The organism is Streptomyces sp. NPDC056169 (assembly GCF_042268445.1).
Lineage (GTDB): Bacteria > Actinomycetota > Actinomycetes > Streptomycetales > Streptomycetaceae > Streptomyces.
In genome coordinates this window covers 245741-265445 of sequence record NZ_JBHJUO010000013.1, presented here as the reverse complement: position 1 = coordinate 265445, position 19705 = coordinate 245741, and the positions used below count along the sequence as shown (strand labels likewise).

The following is a 19705-nucleotide window of genomic DNA, read 5'->3' as shown; positions in this document are numbered from 1 at the left end:
AGAGGATCGATCAGATGCCCACACCATCGATGTCCAGGCGCGGCTTCGGCGCCGCCGCCCTGATGGCCGCATCGGCCGTCGCGCTCGGCGGCCGCGCGGCCGCCGCGACCGACACGGCGCCCGCCGCGCAACGCTACGCGGTACCCGGCGAGTTCGAACCGCACGCCGGCACCCTCATGGCCTGGCCGCACGAGACCGGCGGCGCCGGCTGGAGCGGGCACATGCTCGAGGCCCAGGCCGAGATCGCCGGACTCGCCAGGGCAATCGCCAGGTTCGAACGCGTCATCATGGTCGCCCACCCCGGCACGGCCGACGACGCCCGAGCACAGTGCGGGCCGACCGTTGAGGTCACCGAGTACGACGTCTGGGACTGCTGGACCCGGGACAACGGCCCGGTCTTCACCGTCAACACCTCACGCACCGCGATGATCGGGCTCGACTTCGTCTTCAACGGGTGGGGCAACAAGTACGCCTACGGCAACGACGACAACCTGCCCACCGGTGCCTGCGACTACCTCGGCGTCCCCCGCAAGCCGATCGACATGGTGCTGGAAGGCGGCTCGGTCATCCAGGACGGGCAAGGCACCCTCATCGTCACCGAGGAATGCCTGCTCAACCCCAACCGCAACCCCACCATGAGCAAGGCCCAGATCGAGAACGTCCTGCTCGACACGTACGGAGCACAGAAGGTGATCTGGCTCCCCTACGGCCTCGACGGGGACTACGACACCGACGGACACGTCGACCTGTGCGCCTCGTACATCGGACCGGCCAAACTGCTGATCCTCACCCAGCCCGGCACCGGCAGCCCGAACGAGCGACGCATGGCGGCCAACAAGGCGGTGCTCCAGGCAAGCACGGACGCCCGCGGCCGCAGATTCGAACTCACCGAGATCCACGACCAACCCCGATGGTTCGAATCAGGCCGGAACGTCGTCATCTTCAGCTACACCAACCACTACCCCGTCAACGGAGGAGTGATCGTCCCGCTCGCCGGAGTGCCCGAGGACAACACGGCCCTGAGCCTCATCGGCAGCCTGTACCCCGACCGCGAGGTGGTGGGCGTATCGGCCCGCACCCTCGCCTGGAACGGCGGCCAACTGCACTGCGTCACCCAGCAGATCCCGCGCATCGGCTGACAGAAACCTCCACTCCCCCCACCCGACCAGCGCCAGCGGCGCATGCTGGTCGGGTGGGGGGCTTCACCTTCGCGACGCGTCGAGATCACCTGGTGTGGTGCCGCATCACTCCGCGAGGGGCTTGGGCGTGTTGGCGCGGATCAGGGTGTCGTCGGTCGCGGGGTGGGCCAGGGGTTCGGTGGCCGGGCGGAAGCCGGCGAGGACGATGGCGAGATGGCGGCGCCAGACGTCGGGGGTGCGGCCTTCGGTGTCGTCGATCAGGACGCGCAGCGCGAGAAGGCTGGCGTACACGTCGCTGAGGGTGATCTCTTCGCGGACCTCGCCGGCGTCCTGGGCGCGGATGAGGAGTCCGTCGAGGAGGGAGAGGAGTTCGGCGCGGCGTTCGTCGGCCTCGGGCGGGATGGCCGCCCACAGGCGGGTGAGCCAGCCGTGGTGGGCGGCCAGCACCGTGCCGGTGTCCCACAGGGCCCGTTCCAGGCCGCGGGCGACGGGCGGCTCTGCGGCGGCGCGGCGGACCGCGGCGAGGATCGAGTCGAGGATCTCGTCGCTGAGTGCGGCGAGCAGGTCTTCCTTGGTGGGGAAGCGGCGGTAGAGGGTTCCCATGCCGACGCCGGCGCGGGCAGCGATCACCTCGACGCCCGCGTCGGGGCCGAGTTCGGCGAAGACCTCCCACGCGGCCCGCAGCAGCCGCTCCCGGTTCTGTGCCGCGTCGCGGCGCATGGTCCTGGGCTGGTTCGGTGCGGGCCGGTGGGGTGTGGTCATGCGAGGGTCGGGTCCTTGCGCTCGGTCACCGGCTGGCCATGGCGTGCCGGGGCGATCCCACGCTCTGGTCGCTCCGGCCGCGCTTGACCGCCGGGATGGCGAAGGCCGCGGCGGCGGCGAGCACGGCGCTGCCGGTCAGGAACCAGAAAGTGTTGGTGTAACCGGAGTCCTGGGGGAACGGGTGGGCGGCCGTGACCCCGGAGGACAGGATACTGGCCGCCATCGCGCTGCCGATGGCGCCGCCGATGGTGCGGATGTTGGCGTTCATGCCGCTGGCGGCCCCGGTCTGGGCCGGGGGGACGGCCTCGACGACGATGGCGGACATGGCGGAGAAGGCGAGGCCGAGGCCGAGGCCGATCAGGGCGGAAGCGGTGTAGATCTGCCAGGCCTGGTCGTGGCCGGCGACCAGCATCGCGAACGGGGCGATGGTGATCAGGCTGCCGGTGATCAGTACGCGCTTGGAGCCGAAGCGGGCGGCCAGAGGGCCTGCCAGCACGCCGAGGACGAACATGCCGGCCGTCATCGGCAGCATGTAGATACCGGACTGGGTCACGCTCGCGCTGAAGCCGTAGCCGGCTAGGCGCTCGGGCGTCTGGACCAGCTGCGGCAGGAAGGTCATCGAGGTGTACATCCCGATGCCGAGGAGCAGCGCGACCAGGTTGGCGGTCCACACGGCCGGGATGCGCATCATGGCCATGTCGATCAGCGGAGCCTTCGAGCGCGCCTCGACCAGGAACCAGTAGCCGAAGAAGAACAGGGCGGTCGCGAACAGACCCGCGGTCCGCAGCGAGCCCCAGCCCCAGGTCGACCCCTTGCTGACGCCCAGCAGGAGGGCCACCAGCCAGATGGAGAGCAGCAGCGCGGCACCCCAGTTGATCGGTCCCGGGGTGCGCACGGGCGACTCGGGGACGAACAGGTAGGTCGCGATGGCGGCGGCACAGATGAGGATCATCGGGGCCCAGAACAGCCAGTGGTAGTCCAGGTGGTCCACGATCGGCCCGGCCAGGATCAGCCCGAGCCCGGCGCCGACCGCGGTCAGGGCCGCGGTGACGCCGACGGCGCTGCGGACCTTCGCGGCGGGGAACTCGTCACGGATGATGCCGAAGGCCAGCGGCACCACGGCGCCGCCCATGCCCTGGATGACCCGCGCGACGATCATCGGTCCGATGGAGTCGGAGAAGCCGGCCAGTGCGGATCCGGCGGCGAGGGCGACGAGCGTGACGATCAGCATCCGCTTCTTGCCTGCCTTGTCCCCGATCCGGCCCAGGATCGGGGTGGCCACGGACGCGGACAGCAGGTAGCCGGTCATCAGCCAGGTCGCGGTGTCCTGGGTGGTGTGCAGGTGCTCCGTGAGGGTCGGCAGGACCGGGACCACCAGCGATTGCAGCAGCGAGAACGCGCCGACGCCGAGCAGCAGCACGGCGAAGGTCCGGTTGTAGTGGGGGCGGGGGCTTGTTCGGGGCATGGGTGCGGGCTCCAGCGGAAAGCAACGTAAGCGGAGATTAAGTTCCGCATCTGAGGCTAACAGAAGCGGAGAATAGATTCCGCATATCCGGTTCCGCCCGGCACGGCACGGCTCCGCACGCGGGCGACGTGGCGCCGCCGCCCCGCGCAGCCGTGCCCCCTGCCGGTCGGGCGGGAGTGCCGGGGGTCTCGCCCGGAGCCGAACGGGTGCCGCGAAATCCGCAGCGCGGCAGGACCGGGCACGGCCGCGTCGGGCGATCGGGGACTGCGACCTGCTGCGCATCGAGGGGGCCACGACCTCGTATGCCTCCGCCGCCTGCGAGCCTCATTCCGAAGCGATCGGTTACACGTGTCATGTGCATGCGTGATTCACCGCCCCGTCACCGCCATGTGGCTCAACTCCCTTAGAAATCACGGCATGTGCGATCAGGACCTCATTCCCCCTCGCCCCGACCTGACCGACGACCAGTGGACGAAACTGGATCCGTCCGTCACGCGTGCCGCCGCGCTGCCGACCGAACTCCCCGCAGCCACCGCCGGATTCAGCCGACGCGCCGTACTGGGTGTCGCGGCGGCCGGGGCGGCGCTCGCCGTACTTCCGCCCGCCGCGGGCCGCGCGCAGGCCGCCGAGCGGGCGACGACCGCCGGAGCCGCCAAGTTCCCCTTCCCCTCCGGGCCGAACAGCGCCAGCGAGTACCGCGTACTGATCACCGGGGACGCCGGCACCGGCGCCGCGGAGCAGTACGCGGTGGCCGCGGCGGCCCGCAAGATCTGCGCCGCGGAGGGTGTAGGTCTGGCCGTGGGCCTCGGCGACAACCTCTACGAGAACGGCCCCGAGAGCAGCGACGATTCGGAGTTCGCGACCAAGTTCGAGACCCCGAACGCCGGGATCGACGTGCCCTGGCTGATGGTCCTGGGCAACCACGACTGCTCGGGCCTGATCCTCGGCTCCGGCGGAATGCCGGAGCGCGGGGACTTCGAGGTCGCGTACGCCGCCACCTCGCCCCGCTGGTACATGCCCTGGCGCTATTACGGTGCCACGTTGCCGTCCGGGGCGGACCCGACCGTGCCGCTGGTGGAGTTCTTCGCGATGGACACCAACCCGGTCGCCTCGATGACGGCCCAGGTCGCCCCGTACTACTGGTGGAACGGCCAGTACATGCGGGAGCAGCGCGCCTGGCTGGAGAAAGGGCTGACCACCTCGCGCGCGACGTGGAAGATCGCCCTCGGTCACCATCCGTACATCAACAACGGTCACCACGGCAGCGCGGGATCGTTCGACGGCTTCACCACCGGCGACTACACCAGCGGAATCCACCTCAAGGAGCTGTACGAGGAGGTCGTCTGCGGCCGCGCCGACCTGATCCTCTCCGGGCACGACCACACGCAGCAGATCCTGGAGCCGAACACCCGCAGCCGGGGCACGCGCCAGATCGTCTGCGGCGCGGCGGGCAAGGCGGGCGACGGGCAGCAGCACGGCAGTCACCCGGCGCGGTGGCAGAACTTCTCCCAGCGCGGCTTCATGATCATGAAGGTGTCGGCGACCACGGTCGGGTTCGACGCGTACACGGTCGACGTCGCCACGTCGACCGCGCACCTCGCGCACAGCTTCACCTCGACGAAGACGATGCCCGCGACCGTGTGACCGGCGACGCCGACAACGTGGTCGGTGCCGATGACCGGCCGACGCTCTCGGCGTCTCCCACGTCATCGGCGGCCGGGAACGGACGCACCGGGCACGTCCCCGGCTGCCCCTGTGGCCTCAGATCGTCGCCGGCAACCGGAGACCAGCGATTTGGCATCCGCTCTTCCCGAATCCGACCATCGCAGAGGCGCAGAAGATTCGGGAGTGTGCGGCGTGTCACACGCAGGGGCCGTGGGATCGCCGTGGGATCATCGTCATGACCTCACACCCACATTCCGCCCAGAACCCCAGGTCAAGAAGGTCAGGGCCCGGTGAGGCAGGCCAGGGGCGCGCGTTTCGCCGCACCGATGGGAGGCGTTCGCCGCACGCGAAAGCGCCCCTTCAGGGGTGTTCTCGCAGGTCAGAACGTTTTTCTTCGGTGGGGCGGGTGGGACTCGAACCCACGGCCGACGGATTATGAGTCCGCTGCTCTAACCGGCTGAGCTACCGCCCCGAACGGTGAGGCGCGTACATGTGTGCGCGCCGTCTGCCGCAGCATAGCCGCTCATACGATCTCCTGCTCCGGAAGATCAGGCTCTGCTGACCATGAAGACCGCGGGCCGCCGCGCATGGTTCCCCGGGACGCGAAAAAGGACCCCGAAGGGTCCTCTTTCGTTCCGCTCCCCCGGCTGGACTCGAACCAGCAACCCTCCGGTTAACAGCCGAATGCTCTGCCAATTGAGCTACAGGGGATCGCGCTCCCCCGACTGGACTCGAACCAGTAACCTGCCGATTAACAGTCGGCTGCTCTGCCAATTGAGCTACAGGGGATTGCTGCGTTGCACCGAACGTACCCAGTCCGGCCGTACCGGGAGGGCGCTCGCTCGCTGCGAGACATACATTAGCGCAAGCAGGGGGGTGCTCCGCCAATCGGTATCCCCAGGGCCTCCAGGGAAGGATCGCAGCCGTGCGGTACAAGCTGACGTTCGTCGTGGGTCTCGCCCTCGGTTACGTGGTCGGCACGCGGGCAGGACGCGAGCGCTACGAGCAGATGAAGAAGTCCGCCAGGGACTTCACGCAGAACCCGGCCGTGCGCAACGCCGCCGAGTCGGCGGCCCAGACCGGCCGCCAGGTCGCGGGCAAGGCGATGCACGCCGTGAGCGACACGGTGGGCGACAAGCTGCCCTCCTCGCTGACCGACCGGGTCCACGCGCTGCGCGAGCGCAGCCGGGGGAACGGGCGTGTCGAGGACGACGACTGGGGCACCACCAACACCTGATCCCCGTCCGGGCCCCGCGTGCGGCAGAATCACATGTCATGGGGATAGTCGCCGGACTCGACAGCTCTGCAGGATTCACCCGCATCGTCGTCTGTGACGCGGACACGGGTGCCGTACTGCGCCAGGGATACGCCCCTCACCAGGGCGAACCGAAGGCGGCCGAGGTCGATCCGCAGACCTGGCTGCTCTCGCTCGGGGAGGCCGCCACCGGCGGGCTCCTTGAGGGCGTGCAGGCCATCGGCGTCTCCGCCCAGCAGCACGGGCTCGTGCCGCTCGACGCGCAGGGCGGTCTCGTGCGGCCCGCGCTCGTCGGCAACGACAAGCGGGCGCAGGTCGCCGCCGCCGACCTCGTCGAGTCGCTGGGCGGGCGCCAGGCGTGGGCCGAGGCCGTCGGCTGCGTGCCGGGCTCCGGGCAGCCGGTCGCCAAGCTGCGCTGGCTGGCCCGTACGGAACCCGAGAACGCGCAGCGGACCGCCGCGGTCCTCCAGCCGCACGACTGGCTGGTCTGGCAGCTCCTCGGCAGGCCCGCGCGGCGCACCACCGACCGCGGCGCCGCCTCCGGCACCGGCTACTGGTCGCCCCGCACCGGCGCGTACCGCCCCGATCTCGTGGAACTGGCGCTCGGGCACCAGGCCGTGCTGCCCGAGGTCCTCGGCCCGGCCGAGGCCGCCGGCACCACCCCCGAGGGGCTCCTCATCTCCGCCGGCACCGGCGAGACGATGGCCGCCGCCCTCGGGCTCGGGCTCGGTCCCGGCGACGCGGTGGTCTCGCTCGGCGCCTCCGGCTCCGTGATGGCCGTCCACCACGAGGCCCTCGCCGACCCGGGCGGCATGATCACCTCCTTCGCCGACGCCACCGGCATGCACCTGCCCGTCGTCCCCACCTCCAACGCGGTGCGGGCGCTGCGCGGCACCGCCGAGATGCTGGGAGCGGAATCGCTCGAGGAGCTTTCCGCGCTCGCCCTGAAGTCGACGCCCGGGTCCTCCGGGCTCGTCCTGCTGCCCTACCTGGAGGGCGAGCGCACCCCGAACCTGCCGCACGCCGCGGGCACGCTCAGCGGGCTGCGGCGCGAGTCGATGAAGCCCGAGCACCTGGCGCGGGCCGCGTTCGAGGGCATGCTCTGCGCGCTCGCCGACGCCATGGACGTGCTGCGCGGCCGCGGGGTCGAGGTGCGGCGGATCTTCCTGCTCGGCGCCGCGGCCGGCCTCCCGGCCGTACAGGCCCTGGCGCCGGCGCTCTTCGGCGCGCAGGTCGTCGTCCCCCAGCCGGCCGATTACGCGGCGCTCGGCGCGGCCCGGCAGGCCGCCTGGGCCCTCGGGGTCGCGCGGGGCACCCTGTCGCCCTCCGCTCCCCCGGCCTGGCAGGGGGCCGCCGCCCAGATCCTGGAGCCCGGCGAGGAGCTGGCGGCCGGGCAGGCCGTGCGGCAGCAGTACGTGGCGACCCGGGAGCAGATCCACCCGGGTGCGTTCGGTCAGTAGACGGTCGGGAGAGCCGGGGCCAAACCTCCGGTTCGTAAAGTCTTTGCCAGGGCTCGCCCGCGCCCCGAAAACCGAGTCGTCTCCCACAGGAGCGCGGGCGATAGTAGGTCCCGTGCTCATAAGACTTCTCCGAACCCACCTCCAGCCCTATCGAAAACCCATCGCGCTGCTCGTCCTCCTGCAGTTCCTGCAGACCTGCGCGAGCCTCTACCTGCCGACCCTGAACGCCGACATCATCGACAACGGTGTCGTCAACGGGGACACCGGCTACATCCTGCGTTTCGGCGCGCTGATGGTCGCCGTCTCCGTCGTGCAGGTCGTCTGCAACATCGGGGCGGTCTACTACGGCGCCCGGACGGCCTCCGCACTCGGCCGGGACGTGCGCGGTGCGATCTTCGACCGGGTGCAGTCCTTCTCCGCCCGGGAGCTCGGGCACTTCGGCGCGCCCTCGCTGATCACCCGTACGACCAATGACGTGCAGCAGGTCCAGATGCTGGTCCTGATGGCGTTCACCCTGATGGTCTCCGCGCCGATCATGTGCGTCGGCGGCATCGTGATGGCGCTCGGCCAGGACGTGCCGCTGTCGGCCGTGCTGCTCGCGGTGGTGCCGGTCCTCGGCATCTCCGTCACCCTCATCGTCCGGCGGATGCGGCCGCTCTTCCGGACCATGCAGGAGCGCCTCGACACCGTGAACCGGGTGCTGCGCGAGCAGATCACCGGCAACCGCGTCATCCGGGCCTTCGTGAAGGACGGGTACGAGGAGGAGCGGTTCCGCCGGGCCAACGCCGATCTGACCGACGTGTCGATGGCGACCGGCCGGCTGATGGCGCTGATGTTCCCGGTCGTGATGACCGTCGTGAACGTCTCCAGCGTGGCCGTCGTCTGGTTCGGCGCCCACCGCATCGACAGCGGCGGGATGGAGATCGGCGCGCTGACCGCCTTCCTCGCCTATCTGATGCAGATCGTGATGTCCGTGATGATGGCCACCTTCATGTTCATGATGGTGCCGCGTGCCGAGGTGTGCGCCGAGCGCATCGAGGAGGTCCTCGCGACCGAGTCCAGCGTCGTGCCGCCGGCCGAGCCGGTGACGACCCTCGACCGGCGCGGGCATCTGGAGGTCAGGAGCGCGGACTTCCGCTATCCGGGCGCCGAGGAGTCGGTCCTCAAGGACGTCGGGCTCGTCGCCCGGCCCGGCGAGACGACCGCGATCATCGGGTCCACGGGCAGCGGCAAGTCGACGCTCCTCGGGCTCGTCCCGCGGCTCTTCGACGCCACCGGCGGCGAGGTCCTCGTCGACGGTGTCGACGTGCGGAAGCTCGACGCGGCGCTGATGGCGCGGACCGTGAGCCTGGTGCCGCAGAAGCCGTACCTGTTCTCCGGGACGGTGGCGACGAACCTGCGGTACGGGAAGCCCGACGCGACCGACGAGGAGCTCTGGCACGCCCTGGAGGTCGCCCAGGCGGCCGACTTCGTCCGCAAGCTCGAGAACGGGCTGAACGCCCCGATCGCGCAGGGCGGCACGAACGTCTCCGGCGGTCAGCGGCAGCGGCTCGCGATCGCGCGGACGCTGGTGCAGAAGCCGGAGATCTACCTCTTCGACGACTCCTTCTCCGCCCTGGACTACGAGACCGACGCCCTGCTGCGCGAGGCGCTCCGGCAGGAGACGGCGGACTCGACGGTGGTGATCGTCGCCCAGCGGGTGTCGACCATCCGGGACGCCGACCGGATCGTCGTCCTCGACGAGGGCCGGGTCGTCGGCACCGGCCGGCACCAGGAGCTGATGTCGGAGAACGAGACGTACCGGGAGATCGTGCTCTCCCAGCTGACCGAGGCGGAGGCAGCCTGATGGCCGGTCCTGGCGGACGCATGATGGCCGGTGGCGGCCCCGACCAGCGGTCGATGGATTTCAAGGGGTCGAGCAAGCGCCTCCTCAAGCAGCTGGCGCCCGAGCGCGCCACGCTCTGGGTGATGCTGCTCGCGGGTGTGCTGTCGGTGGCGGCCTCCGTGGTCGGGCCGAAGATCCTCGGCAAGGCGACCGACCTCGTCTTCGCGGGCGTGGTCGGGCGGCAGACGGCCGACGCCCCCTCGAAGGCGGACGCGATCGCGGGGCTCCGCGCCTCGGGCGACTCCGGCATGGCGGACATGCTGTCCGGGGTCGACTTCACCCCCGGGCAGGGCATCGACTTCACCGCGGTCGGCGAGGTCCTGCTCTGGGTCCTCGCGGTCTACGTGGCGGCGGGCCTGCTCATGCTGGTCTCCACCCGCCTGTCGATCAAGGTGATCAACCGGACGGTCTTCCGCATGCGCGAGGACGTCCAGACGAAGCTGGCGCGGCTGCCGCTGTCGTACTTCGACAAGGCGAAGCGCGGCGAGGTGCTGTCCCGGGCGACCAACGACATCGACAACATCTCGCAGACGCTCCAGCAGTCGATGGGTCAGCTGATCAACTCGTTGCTCACGATCGTCGGCGTGCTGGCGATGATGTTCTGGATCTCGCCGCTGCTCGCCCTGGTGGCCATCGTGACGGTGCCGGTCTCGGTCTTCGTCGCGGCGAAGATCGGCAAGCGCTCGCAGCCGCACTTCGTGCAGCAGTGGAAGTCCACGGGCACGCTCAACGCGCACGTCGAGGAGATGTACACCGGGCACAACCTGGTGAAGGTCTTCGGCCGGCAGGAGGAGTCCGCGCGGGACTTCCGCGAGCAGAACGAGGCGCTGTACGAGGCCGGGTTCAAGGCGCAGTTCAACAGCGGTGTGATGCAGCCGGTGATGTTCTTCGTCTCGAACATCAACTACGTCCTGGTGGCCGTCGTCGGCGGTCTGCGGGTGGCGAGCGGCACGCTCTCCATCGGTGACGTGCAGGCCTTCATCCAGTACTCGCGCCAGTTCTCGATGCCGCTGACGCAGGTCGCGTCGATGGCGAACCTGGTGCAGTCGGGCGTGGCCTCGGCGGAGCGGGTCTTCGAGCTCCTCGACGCCGAGGAGCAGGAGCCGGACGCCCCGGCGAGCGAGCGCTCGAACGACCTGGCGCCGGCGGACTTCAAGGGCAAGGTCGCCCTGGAGGGGGTGTCCTTCCGTTACGAGGCGGACAAGCCCCTCATCGAGGACCTGTCGCTCACCGTGGAGCCCGGTCAGACGGTCGCGATCGTCGGTCCGACGGGCGCCGGCAAGACGACTCTCGTGAACCTGCTCATGCGGTTCTACGAGGTGACGGACGGCCGGATCACGCTGGACGGGACGGACATCGCGACGATGTCCCGCGAGGACCTGCGCAAGGACATCGGCATGGTCCTCCAGGACACCTGGCTCTTCGGCGGCACCATCGCCGACAACATCGCGTACGGCGCGACGCGCGAGGTGACCCGGGCGGAGATCGAGGAGGCGGCGCGGGCGGCGCACGCCGACCGTTTCGTCCGTACCCTCCCCGACGGGTACGACACGGTCATCGACGACGACGGCGCGGGGGTGAGCGCGGGCGAGAAGCAGCTGATCACCATCGCCCGGGCGTTCCTGTCCGACCCGGTGATCCTCGTCCTCGACGAGGCCACCAGCTCGGTCGACACCCGCACCGAGGTGCTGATCCAGAAGGCGATGGCCCGACTGGCCCACGGGCGTACGTCGTTCGTCATCGCGCACCGGCTCTCCACGATCCGGGACGCGGACGTGATCCTGGTGATGGAGAGCGGCTCGATCGTCGAACAGGGCACGCACGAGGAGCTGTTGGCGTCCGGCGGGGCCTACTCCCGCTTGTACGCCGCGCAGTTCGCGCAGGCGGTCGCCGAGGTCGACTGACCCGGCATGTGACCCATGCCGCATGATGTGCGGCATGGGTCACATCACCAAGAGTTCCTGGGTGCCGTCGGTTCCGCTGCGAGTGAGCGTCGAGGGCGTGGAGTTGGCGGCGCTGCTGCTCGGCGCGGACGGCCGGGTCCGCGGGGACGCGGACATGGTCTTCGACGGGCAGCCGGTCCATCCGTCCGGGTCGGTCCGGCACGAATCGGCGGCGCTGGTCCTCGCGTTGGGCGATGTGGAGGCGGGCGTCGAGCGGATCGTGATCGGCGGTCCGGCGGGCGGCGGCGCCCTGACGGCGGTCGCCCCGGACGGGACGGCCGTCGCCGCGTACACCGTGCCGGGCACGCCGGACGTCACCGCCGTCACCTTCGCGGAGTTCTTCCGGGAGTCGGGTGGCTGGAAGTTCGGCCCGCTGGGGACGGGGTACGCCTCCGGGCTCGCGGGCCTCGTCACGGAGTACGGGATCGAGGTGGCGGAGGAGGAGCCGGTCGCGTCCGGTCCGGTCCCGCTGACCGGCGTGGCGAAGAGGCCGGGGCAGGCCCGGCCCGCCGACGGCGGCCTCCTGGACGGGCCGGCACCGACGCCCGCACCGGCCCCCACCGGGCCGTTCCCTCCGGCCGACCGGCCGTACGAACTGGCCGAGGGCTGGAAGTTCGGCCCCCTCTTCGAACCCTTCGTCGCCGAGGGGTACGGCAACGACGTGATCGCCCTCGACGACCGGGTCGGGACCGGCCCCGTCCTCGTCGAGCTCGCGCACGAGGACTACGGGTACGTGGGCCTCTTCCCGCTCGACCGGCGCAACAAGGACGACGGCTACCTCTTCAACGACCTCCTGCCCGGCTTCCGGGGCAGCGCGGTCGCCACGGTCCCCAAGGGCCGGCCGCTGCGCATGCGGCTCTCCGCCGAGAACCGCTGGATCCTGCGGGTGAAGCCCCTCGCGGCCGCCCGCCGCCTGGAGGGAACGCTGAGCGGCTACGGCCCCGAGGCGCTGCTCTACCTCGGCAACGGGGCGGACCTCCGGGTGGAGTTCGAGGGCAGGATGAACGACGGCAACGGCTATGTCGGCATCCAGGGTTACGGGGTCGAGGGACGCGCCGACGGACGCCTGCCCGACATGGACCTGCTCCTCAACGAGGTCGGGTCGCTCCGGCAGACCGTCCCGGTCCCGCGAGGACCGCAGCTGCTGAGTCTCCGCGCCGAGGGCGCGTGGACGTTCACGGTCAAGGAGCTGGACTAGTCCAGATAGCCGCGCAGTTGGTCCGCGTAGGCGTGGTCCCTGAGTTTGTTGAGGGTCTTGGACTCGATCTGGCGGATGCGTTCGCGCGTCACGCCGAAGATGCGGCCTATCTCCTCCAGGGTGCGGGGTCGGCCGTCGTCGAGGCCGTAGCGGAGCTGGACGACCTTCCGTTCGCGTTCGCCGAGGGTGGAGAGCACGTCCTCCAGGTGGCGGCGGAGCAGCAGGAAGGCGGCGGACTCGACGGGTGAGGCGGCGTCGCCGTCCTCGATGAGGTCGCCGAGGGCGACGTCATCCTCCTCGCCGACGGGGGCGTGCAGGGAGACCGGTTCCTGGGCGAGGCGGAGGACCTCGCCGACCCGCTCGGGGGCCAGGTCGAGCTGGGCAGCGACCTCCTCGGCGGTGGGTTCGTAGCCCCGCTCCTGGAGCATGCGGCGCTGGACGCGGATGACCCGGTTGATGAGTTCGACGACGTGCACGGGGACGCGGATGGTCCGGGCCTGGTCGGCGAGGGCCCGGGACATCGCCTGGCGGATCCACCAGGTCGCGTACGTGGAGAACTTGTAGCCGCGCGCGTAGTCGAACTTCTCGACGGCCCTGATGAGGCCGAGGTTTCCCTCCTGGACGAGGTCGAGCATGGTGAGGCCGCGGCCGACGTACCGTTTGGCGACGGAGACGACGAGGCGGAGGTTGGCCTCGATGAGCTTGCGTTTGGCGATCCGGCCGAGGACGACGAGCCGGTCCAGGTCGGCCGCCAACCGGGTTTCCAGGTCGGGGGTGTTGGCGAGTTTCTCCTCGGCGAAGAGTCCGGCCTCGACGCGCCGGGCGAGGTCGACCTCCTCCTCGGCGGTGAGGAGCGGGATGCGGCCGATCTCCCGGAGGTACTGGCGGAAGAGGTCGGAGGAGGGCCCGTTGCCACCGAGGTCGGTGCGGCGCCGCTGGACCGGGACCTCGGGTTCCTCGTCGAGTGCGGGTTCTGGCTCCGCGGGGTGCGGTGGCTGTTCCTGGGACGCGGACACGGACACGGACTCGGTCTGGGTCTGCACGGGGGGCGACCTCCAGGGCGGGTGATCGCTGCCGGTTCGGAGGGGCCATACGGCAGCGGGACGGCACCGTCAACCAGTGTGGGGTACGACACATCGCCGCCACGAGGGGCGTGCGGTGACTTTTTGAATCCGCCGGGTCACCGACGGTCAGAGGGTGCCCACGGCCAGAGGGACGCCGACCGCCGGGCGAGCGCCGGCGGTCAGAGGGCTCCGGCGCCGTTGTTCCGCAGGGACTGCCCGTACTGGGTGAGCACCCACAGCTCGTTCTGCACGGCCGAGAGCTGTTCCGGGTCGCCGTTCGCGCCGAGCCGGGCCAGGGTGCCCTGGACGTCGCGGATGCGGCGGTCGACGGCGCGCAGCCGGACGGTGACGAGCTGGTCGCCGGCGTAGGCCTCGTCGACGTTCTTGGCGAAGATCGTCTCGACGGCGAGCTCGGTGACGAGGGCGCGGACGCCGTCGTTGGGGGCGGCCTCGCGGACGGTGTCGAGGTAGTCGGAGGGGGCGCCGGTGGCGCCGCCCGCGTCCTGGACGCACTGGCGGACGGCCGCGTAGGGCGGGGCGGTGAACTCGTCGATGCCGTACGCGTCGAAGGCCGGGGAGACCAGTTCGGGGCGCTGGAGGGCGAGCTTGAGGAGCTCGCGCTCGGTGCGGTGGGCGGGGCTGCGCAGGTTGAGCGCGGGGCCGGAGGCGGCGGCCGGGGCCGGGGTGTCGTAGCCGCGCTGCGGGGCCTGCTGCTGCGCGGGGCCCTTGCCGCCGCGGTCGCGGGCCCAGCGGGCGAGCTGGGCGACCCGCTTGACGACGAACTGGGTGTCGAGGATGCCGAGCATGCCGGCGAGCTGGACGGCGACCTCGTGCTGGGCCCCGATGTTCTTGATGCGGGCGACGACGGGGGCGGCCTCGTCGAGGGCGGCGGCGCGGCCGGCCGGGGTCTCCAGGTCGTAGCGCTTCACGATCTGGCGGAGCGCGAACTCGAAGAGCGGGGTGCGGGGCTGGACGAGTTCGGCGACGGCCGCGTCGCCCTTCGCGAGCCGCAGTTCGCAGGGGTCCATGCCGTCGGGGGCGATGGCGATGTACGTCTCGGCGGCGAACTTCTGGTCGTCCTCGAAGGCGCGCAGGGCGGCCTTCTGGCCGGCGGCGTCGCCGTCGAAGGTGAAGATGACGCGGGCCGAGCCGTTGTCCATGAGGAGGCGGCGGAGGATCTTGATGTGGTCGCCGCCGAAGGCGGTGCCGCAGGTGGCGATGGCGGTGGTGACGCCGGCGAGGTGGCAGGCCATGACGTCGGTGTAGCCCTCGACGACGACGGCCCGGCTGGCCTTGGCGATGTCCTTCTTGGCCAGGTCGACGCCGTAGAGCACCTGGGACTTCTTGTAGATCGGCGTCTCGGGCGTGTTGAGGTACTTGGGGCCGTTGTCGTCGTCGCGGAGCTTGCGCGCGCCGAAGCCGACGACCTCGCCGCCGACGTCCCTGATCGGCCACATGAGGCGGCCGCGGAAGCGGTCGATGGGGCCGCGGCGGCCGTCCTGGGAGAGGCCGGAGACGATCAGTTCCTTGTCGGAGAAGCCCTTGCCGCGCAGGAAGCGGGTGAGGTGGTCCCAGCCGGCCGGGGAGTAGCCGACGCCGAAGTGGGCGGCGGCGGCCTGGTCGAAGCCGCGCTCGGCGAGGAACTTCCGGCCGATCTCGGCCTCGGGCGAGTCGAGTTGGTCGATGTAGAACTGGGTGGCGACCTTGTGGGCCTCGATGAGGCGGATGCGCTCCCCGCGCTGGTGGCCGGGGTTGTAGCCGCCTTCCTCGTACCGCAGGGTGATGCCCGCCTTCGCGGCGAGGCGCTCGACCGTCTCCGAGAAGGAGAGGTGGTCGATCTTCATCACGAAGGCGAGGGTGTCGCCGCCTTCCTGGCAGCCGAAGCAGTGGAAGAGACCCTTGCTGGGGCTGACCTGGAAGGAGGGCGACTTCTCGTCGTGGAAGGGGCAGAGGCCCTTGAGGTTGCCGCCGCCCGCGTTGCGCAGCTGGAGGTACTCGGACACGACGGAGTCGATCGGGACCGCGTCCCGGACCGCCTTCACGTCGTCATCGTTAATCCTGCCTGCCACGCATGAAGTGTACGGGGGTCCGGGGGTCGCCCCCCGGGGAAATGTCGGGGCCGGGGACGGACGGGTTACGAGACCAGGCTCTCCAGCGGCACGGAGGGGTCGGCGAGGGCCTCCGGGTCCACGGCCGTACGGGAACGGATGAGCTGCTGGATGGGGTCTGTGACGTCCCACACATTCACGTTCATGCCCGCGAGGACCCGGCCCTCCTTCAGCCAGAAGGCGATGAACTCGCGCTTGCCGGTGTCGCCGCGGACGACGACCTGGTCGTACGTGCCCGGGGGCGCCCAGCCGGAGTACTCCATGCCCAGGTCGTACTGGTCGGAGAAGAAGTAGGGCACCCGGTCGTAGGAGACGTGCTGCCCGAGCATGGCGCGGGCGGCGGCCGGGCCGCCGTTGAGGGCGTTGGCCCAGTGCTCGACGCGGAGCCGGGTGTGGAGCAGCGGGTGGTGGGCGGCGGCGACGTCGCCCGCGGCGTAGATGTCGGGGTCGGAGGTGCGCAGCGACTCGTCGACGGCGACGCCGCCGCCGTCGGCCCGGTCGACGAGGGCGAGACCGGAGTTCTCGGCGAGGGCCGTACGGGGGGCGGCGCCGATCGCGGCGAGCACGGCGTGCGCGGGGTGTTCCTCGCCGTCGTCGGTGCGGACGGCGAGGACCATGCCGTCCTGGCCGACGATCTCGGTGAGCTTCACGCCGAAGTGGAAGCGGACGCCGTGGTCGCTGTGGAGGTCGGCGAAGAGCTGGCCGAGCTCGGGGCCGAGGACGCGGTGGAGCGGGGTGGGCTCGTACTCGACGACGGTGACCTCGGCGCCGTAGCCGCGGGCCGCGGCGGCGACCTCCAGGCCGATCCAGCCGGCGCCGGCGATCACCAGGTGGCCGTTGTCCCGGCCGAGGGCCGCGAGGACCTGGCGGAGCCGGTCGGCGTGGGCGAGCCGGCGCAGGTGGTGGACGCCGGCGAGCTCGGTGCCGGGGACGTCGAGGCGGCGCGGCTCGGCGCCGGTGGCGAGGAGCAGTTTGTCGTAGCGGATGACGGTGCCGTCGCCGAGGCGGACCGTGCGGGCCTCGCGGTCGACGGCGGTGACGGACTGGCCGAGGTGGAGCTCGACGTCGTTCGCCGCGTACCAGGCGGCCTCGTGGACGAAGACGCTGTCGCGCTCCTTGGCGCCGGTGAGGTAGCCCTTGGAGAGGGGTGGGCGCTCGTAGGGGTGGTCGCGTTCGTCGCCGATGAGGATCACCCGGCCGTTGAACCCCTCGGAGCGCAGTGTCTCCGCCGCTTTGGCCCCTGCCAGGCCTCCGCCGACGATGACAAAGGTCTGATCTGCGTCGACCACGTCGATTCCTCCTCGTTGCGACCGCTTCCAACCTACGCCCCCGGGCGTTCGTCGGGCCGTACCGCCTCGGGGCGTGCATGCGAGCGTCCCGCAACCGGCGGGGTGACGGAAGAGGGCCGACCCCGGCTCGTCTCAGCTGTGGTGGGGGCGGAGGCGGGTGTGGAGGGCGCGGGCGGAGGCGTCGGTGAGGGAGGCGATCTGGTCGACGATGACGCGCTTGCGGGCCCGGTCGTCGCGCGCCGCGTCGAAGGCGGCCCGGAACTGGGGTTCGAGGCCGTCGGGGGCGCGGACGACGAGGGCCTCGGCGAGTTCGGCGACGACGACGCGCTGGTCGGCGCGGAGCACCTCCTGTTCGGCGCGCTGCATCACGTACCGGTCGGCGACGGCCTTGAGGACGGCGCATTCGTTGCGCGCCTCGCGGGGGACGACGAGCTCGGCGCCGTACCGGGTGAGGCGGCCGGACCCCCATGCCTGGCGGGTGGCGCCTTCGGCGGCGAGGCAGAGGCGGCCGATGAGCTGGCTGGTGGCGTCCTTGAGGCGGGCCTGGGCGACGGCCGAGCCGTCGTAGCCGTGCGGCCACCACTCCTGGTCGACGAGCCGGTCGAGGGCGTCGGCGAGCTCCTGCGGGTCGGTGTCCTCGGGGACGTAGCGGCCGATGGCGACGGTCCAGATGTCGGCGCGCTCGGGTTCGGCGAGGAGCATGTTGGGGTCGATGTGGCCGGCGTGCAGGCCGTCCTCGAAGTCGTGGACGGAGTAGGCGACGTCGTCGGACCAGTCCATGACCTGGGCCTCGAAGCACTTGCGGTGGGCGGGGGCGCCCTCGCGGATCCAGGCGAAGACGGGGAGGTCGTCCTCGTACACGCCGAACTTGGGCGAGCCCGGGTCGTCGGGGTGGCCGCCGCGCGGCCAGGGGTACTTGGTGGCGGCGTCGAGGGCGGCCCGGGTGAGGTTGAGCCCGACGCTGACGAGCTCGCCGTCCCCGTCCTTCACGAAGCGCTTGGGCTCGATGCGGGTGAGGAGGCGGAGCGACTGGGCGTTGCCCTCGAAGCCGCCGCAGTCCTTGGCGACGTCGTTGAGCGCCTGCTCGCCGTTGTGCCCGAAGGGCGGGTGGCCCATGTCGTGGGAGAGGCAGGCGGCCTCGACGAGGTCGGGGTCGCAGCCGAGGGCGGCGCCGAGCTCGCGGCCGACCTGGGCGCACTCCAGGGAGTGGGTGAGCCGGGTGCGGGGGCTGGCGTCCCAGGCGTGGCTGCGGGTGCCGGGGGTGACGACCTGGGTCTTGCCGGCGAGCCTGCGCAGGGCGGCGGAGTGCAGTACGCGGGCGCGGTCGCGCTGGAAGGCGGTGCGGCCGGGGCGCTTGTCGGGTTCGGCGGCCCAGCGCTCGGTCGCGGCGGAGTCGTAGCCGGGCGTGTCGGTGGTGCCGGTGATGCCGGTGGTGTCGCCGATGCCTGCGTTGCCTGCCATGCCTTCGATGCCGTCCATGCCCCGAAGGTAACCGGAGGGACCGACAGAAGAGCTCAGAAGGCGGCGAGTTCCCGCGCGCGGGTGGTGGTGACGCCCGCGCGGGCGCGGGCGTGGTCGTAGCGCAGGAGGACGAGGCGGGCGAGGGCCGGGTGGGCACCGAGCGGGGCGGCGGCGATCCAGGGGGCGTGGGCGGCGGCGCGGGTCGCGAAGAGGCCGGGGGCGGTGAAGCAGGAGGCGACGGCGACCCGGTGGCGGCCCCGGGAGGCGAGGGCGCGGACGGCCTCGGGGACGGTGGGCGCGGCGGCGGAGGCGTACGCGGGGAGGACGGGCACGCCGCCGAGGCGCTCGCCGAGGAGGGCGGCGATCCGGCGGATCTCGGCGCCGGACCGGGGGTCGCGGGAGCCGGCGGAGGCGAGGACGACACCGGTGGCGCGGGAGGCGCCGTCCCCGGGGCTCCAGCCGGCCTCGGCGAGCCGGTCGGCGAGGGCCTCGACGAGGAGGGGGTGCGCGCCGAGCGGCTCGGCGACCCGGGCCCGGAGGCCGGGTGCGGCGGCGAGGGCGGCGGGGAGGTCGTGGGTGACGTGGTGGCCGGGGGCGAAGAGGAGGGGTACGAGTACGGCGTCCCGGCCCTCGGCGGCGAGTCCGGCGAGGGTGTCGTCGAGGAGGGGTGCGTTCAGCTCGATGTGGGCGAGGCGCACGTCGAGCCCGGGGCGCAGCTCGCGGACCCGGTCGAGGAGGCGGCTCAGGGCGGCCCGGGCGCGGGGGTCGCGACTGCCGTGCCCGACGGCGACGAGGGTGGGCGCGGCGGGCGCCTGCGGGGCGGGGGTGGGTGCGACGGGGGTGGGTGCGTTCATCGGTGTGCGTGCCTCCTCGTCGTACTTCCGTGGCCGACGGCCGTACGGATGCACGCGGCCGAGCTGGGTCCCGAGCTGCTCGGTGATCCTCCCGAGCAGCTCGGCGGCGCTGTCGAACGTGCTGTCCGGCTCCGTCATGCACCGATCCTGAGGGCGC

General features: G+C 71.5%; 14 protein-coding genes and 3 tRNA genes. 7 read left to right on the top strand and 10 right to left on the bottom strand.

Features of this window, described 5'->3' with window-relative positions; translation table 11 throughout:
- Positions 1 to 14: 14 nt before the first annotated feature.
- Positions 15 to 1139, top strand: a complete 1125-nt coding sequence (locus ACFC0G_RS23250) for an agmatine deiminase family protein (RefSeq protein ID WP_376406181.1) — start codon at positions 15 to 17, stop codon at positions 1137 to 1139.
- A 105-nt stretch (positions 1140 to 1244) separates the two neighbouring features.
- Here the strand turns inward: ACFC0G_RS23250 and ACFC0G_RS23245 are convergent, their stop codons facing one another.
- Positions 1245 to 1901: a TetR/AcrR family transcriptional regulator gene (locus ACFC0G_RS23245; RefSeq protein WP_056559280.1), complete on the bottom strand. Its 657-nt coding sequence runs from the start codon at positions 1899 to 1901 to the stop codon at positions 1245 to 1247.
- Between the two features lie 25 nt (positions 1902 to 1926).
- Positions 1927 to 3366 carry an MFS transporter gene (locus ACFC0G_RS23240; RefSeq protein ID WP_056559277.1) on the bottom strand — a complete coding sequence of 480 codons (1440 nt, stop codon included), beginning with the start codon at positions 3364 to 3366 and terminating at the stop codon, positions 1927 to 1929.
- A gap of 417 nt (positions 3367 to 3783) precedes the next feature.
- Between ACFC0G_RS23240 and ACFC0G_RS23235 the strand changes: the two genes are divergently transcribed.
- Positions 3784 to 5010 (top strand): metallophosphoesterase, encoded by a 1227-nt coding sequence (locus ACFC0G_RS23235; RefSeq protein WP_056559274.1) that lies wholly within the window; start codon positions 3784 to 3786, stop codon positions 5008 to 5010.
- Positions 5011 to 5429: 419 nt separating this feature from the next.
- Here ACFC0G_RS23235 and ACFC0G_RS23230 read toward each other — a convergent pair.
- From ACFC0G_RS23230 to ACFC0G_RS23220, 3 genes are all read right to left on the bottom strand, one after another.
- A tRNA-Ile gene (locus tag ACFC0G_RS23230) sits at positions 5430 to 5503 on the bottom strand.
- Positions 5504 to 5669: 166 nt separating this feature from the next.
- A tRNA-Asn gene (locus ACFC0G_RS23225) sits at positions 5670 to 5742 on the bottom strand.
- A 5-nt stretch (positions 5743 to 5747) separates the two neighbouring features.
- Positions 5748 to 5820 (bottom strand) — tRNA-Asn (locus ACFC0G_RS23220).
- Positions 5821 to 5956: 136 nt separating this feature from the next.
- Between ACFC0G_RS23220 and ACFC0G_RS23215 the strand changes: the two genes are divergently transcribed.
- From ACFC0G_RS23215 to ACFC0G_RS23195, 5 genes are all read left to right on the top strand, one after another.
- Positions 5957 to 6268 carry a YtxH domain-containing protein gene (locus ACFC0G_RS23215; protein ID WP_376406178.1) on the top strand — a complete coding sequence of 104 codons (312 nt, stop codon included), beginning with the start codon at positions 5957 to 5959 and terminating at the stop codon, positions 6266 to 6268.
- A 38-nt stretch (positions 6269 to 6306) separates the two neighbouring features.
- Positions 6307 to 7746, top strand: coding sequence for an FGGY family carbohydrate kinase (locus ACFC0G_RS23210; RefSeq protein WP_376406176.1), 1440 nt, complete (start codon positions 6307 to 6309; stop codon positions 7744 to 7746).
- Between the two features lie 112 nt (positions 7747 to 7858).
- On the top strand, positions 7859 to 9592 hold the full coding sequence (locus tag ACFC0G_RS23205; RefSeq protein ID WP_376406174.1) for an ABC transporter ATP-binding protein: 1734 nt from the start codon (positions 7859 to 7861) through the stop codon (positions 9590 to 9592).
- The gene (locus ACFC0G_RS23200; protein ID WP_376406172.1) at positions 9592 to 11535 is read left to right on the top strand and encodes an ABC transporter ATP-binding protein; all 1944 of its coding nucleotides are present in this window, start codon (positions 9592 to 9594) and stop codon (positions 11533 to 11535) included. Before ACFC0G_RS23205 ends, ACFC0G_RS23200 begins: the two co-directional genes overlap by 1 nt.
- Before the next feature lie 34 nt (positions 11536 to 11569).
- A complete protein-coding gene (locus tag ACFC0G_RS23195) occupies positions 11570 to 12772 on the top strand; it encodes a TerD family protein (RefSeq protein ID WP_376406170.1) in 1203 nt (400 codons plus the stop codon).
- On the opposite strand, the gene ACFC0G_RS23190 is transcribed toward ACFC0G_RS23195, so the two are convergent.
- The 5 genes from ACFC0G_RS23190 to ACFC0G_RS23170 form a co-directional block, all read right to left on the bottom strand.
- Complete coding sequence (locus ACFC0G_RS23190; RefSeq protein WP_376406168.1) at positions 12769 to 13815, bottom strand: RNA polymerase sigma factor; 1047 nt, start codon at positions 13813 to 13815, stop codon at positions 12769 to 12771. The two genes, ACFC0G_RS23195 and ACFC0G_RS23190, sit on opposite strands and share 4 nt — an antisense overlap.
- A 200-nt stretch (positions 13816 to 14015) precedes the next feature.
- Positions 14016 to 15905 (bottom strand): DNA primase, encoded by a 1890-nt coding sequence (gene dnaG / locus ACFC0G_RS23185; protein WP_376406166.1) that lies wholly within the window; start codon positions 15903 to 15905, stop codon positions 14016 to 14018.
- A gap of 65 nt (positions 15906 to 15970) precedes the next feature.
- Entirely contained in the window at positions 15971 to 17233 is a 1263-nt protein-coding gene (locus tag ACFC0G_RS23180; protein ID WP_376406164.1) for an NAD(P)/FAD-dependent oxidoreductase, read from the bottom strand.
- Between the two features lie 132 nt (positions 17234 to 17365).
- Positions 17366 to 18694 (bottom strand): deoxyguanosinetriphosphate triphosphohydrolase, encoded by a 1329-nt coding sequence (locus ACFC0G_RS23175; RefSeq protein WP_376406256.1) that lies wholly within the window; start codon positions 18692 to 18694, stop codon positions 17366 to 17368.
- A 53-nt stretch (positions 18695 to 18747) separates the two neighbouring features.
- Positions 18748 to 19686 carry a sirohydrochlorin chelatase gene (locus tag ACFC0G_RS23170; RefSeq protein ID WP_376406162.1) on the bottom strand — a complete coding sequence of 313 codons (939 nt, stop codon included), beginning with the start codon at positions 19684 to 19686 and terminating at the stop codon, positions 18748 to 18750.
- Positions 19687 to 19705 lie beyond the last annotated feature (19 nt).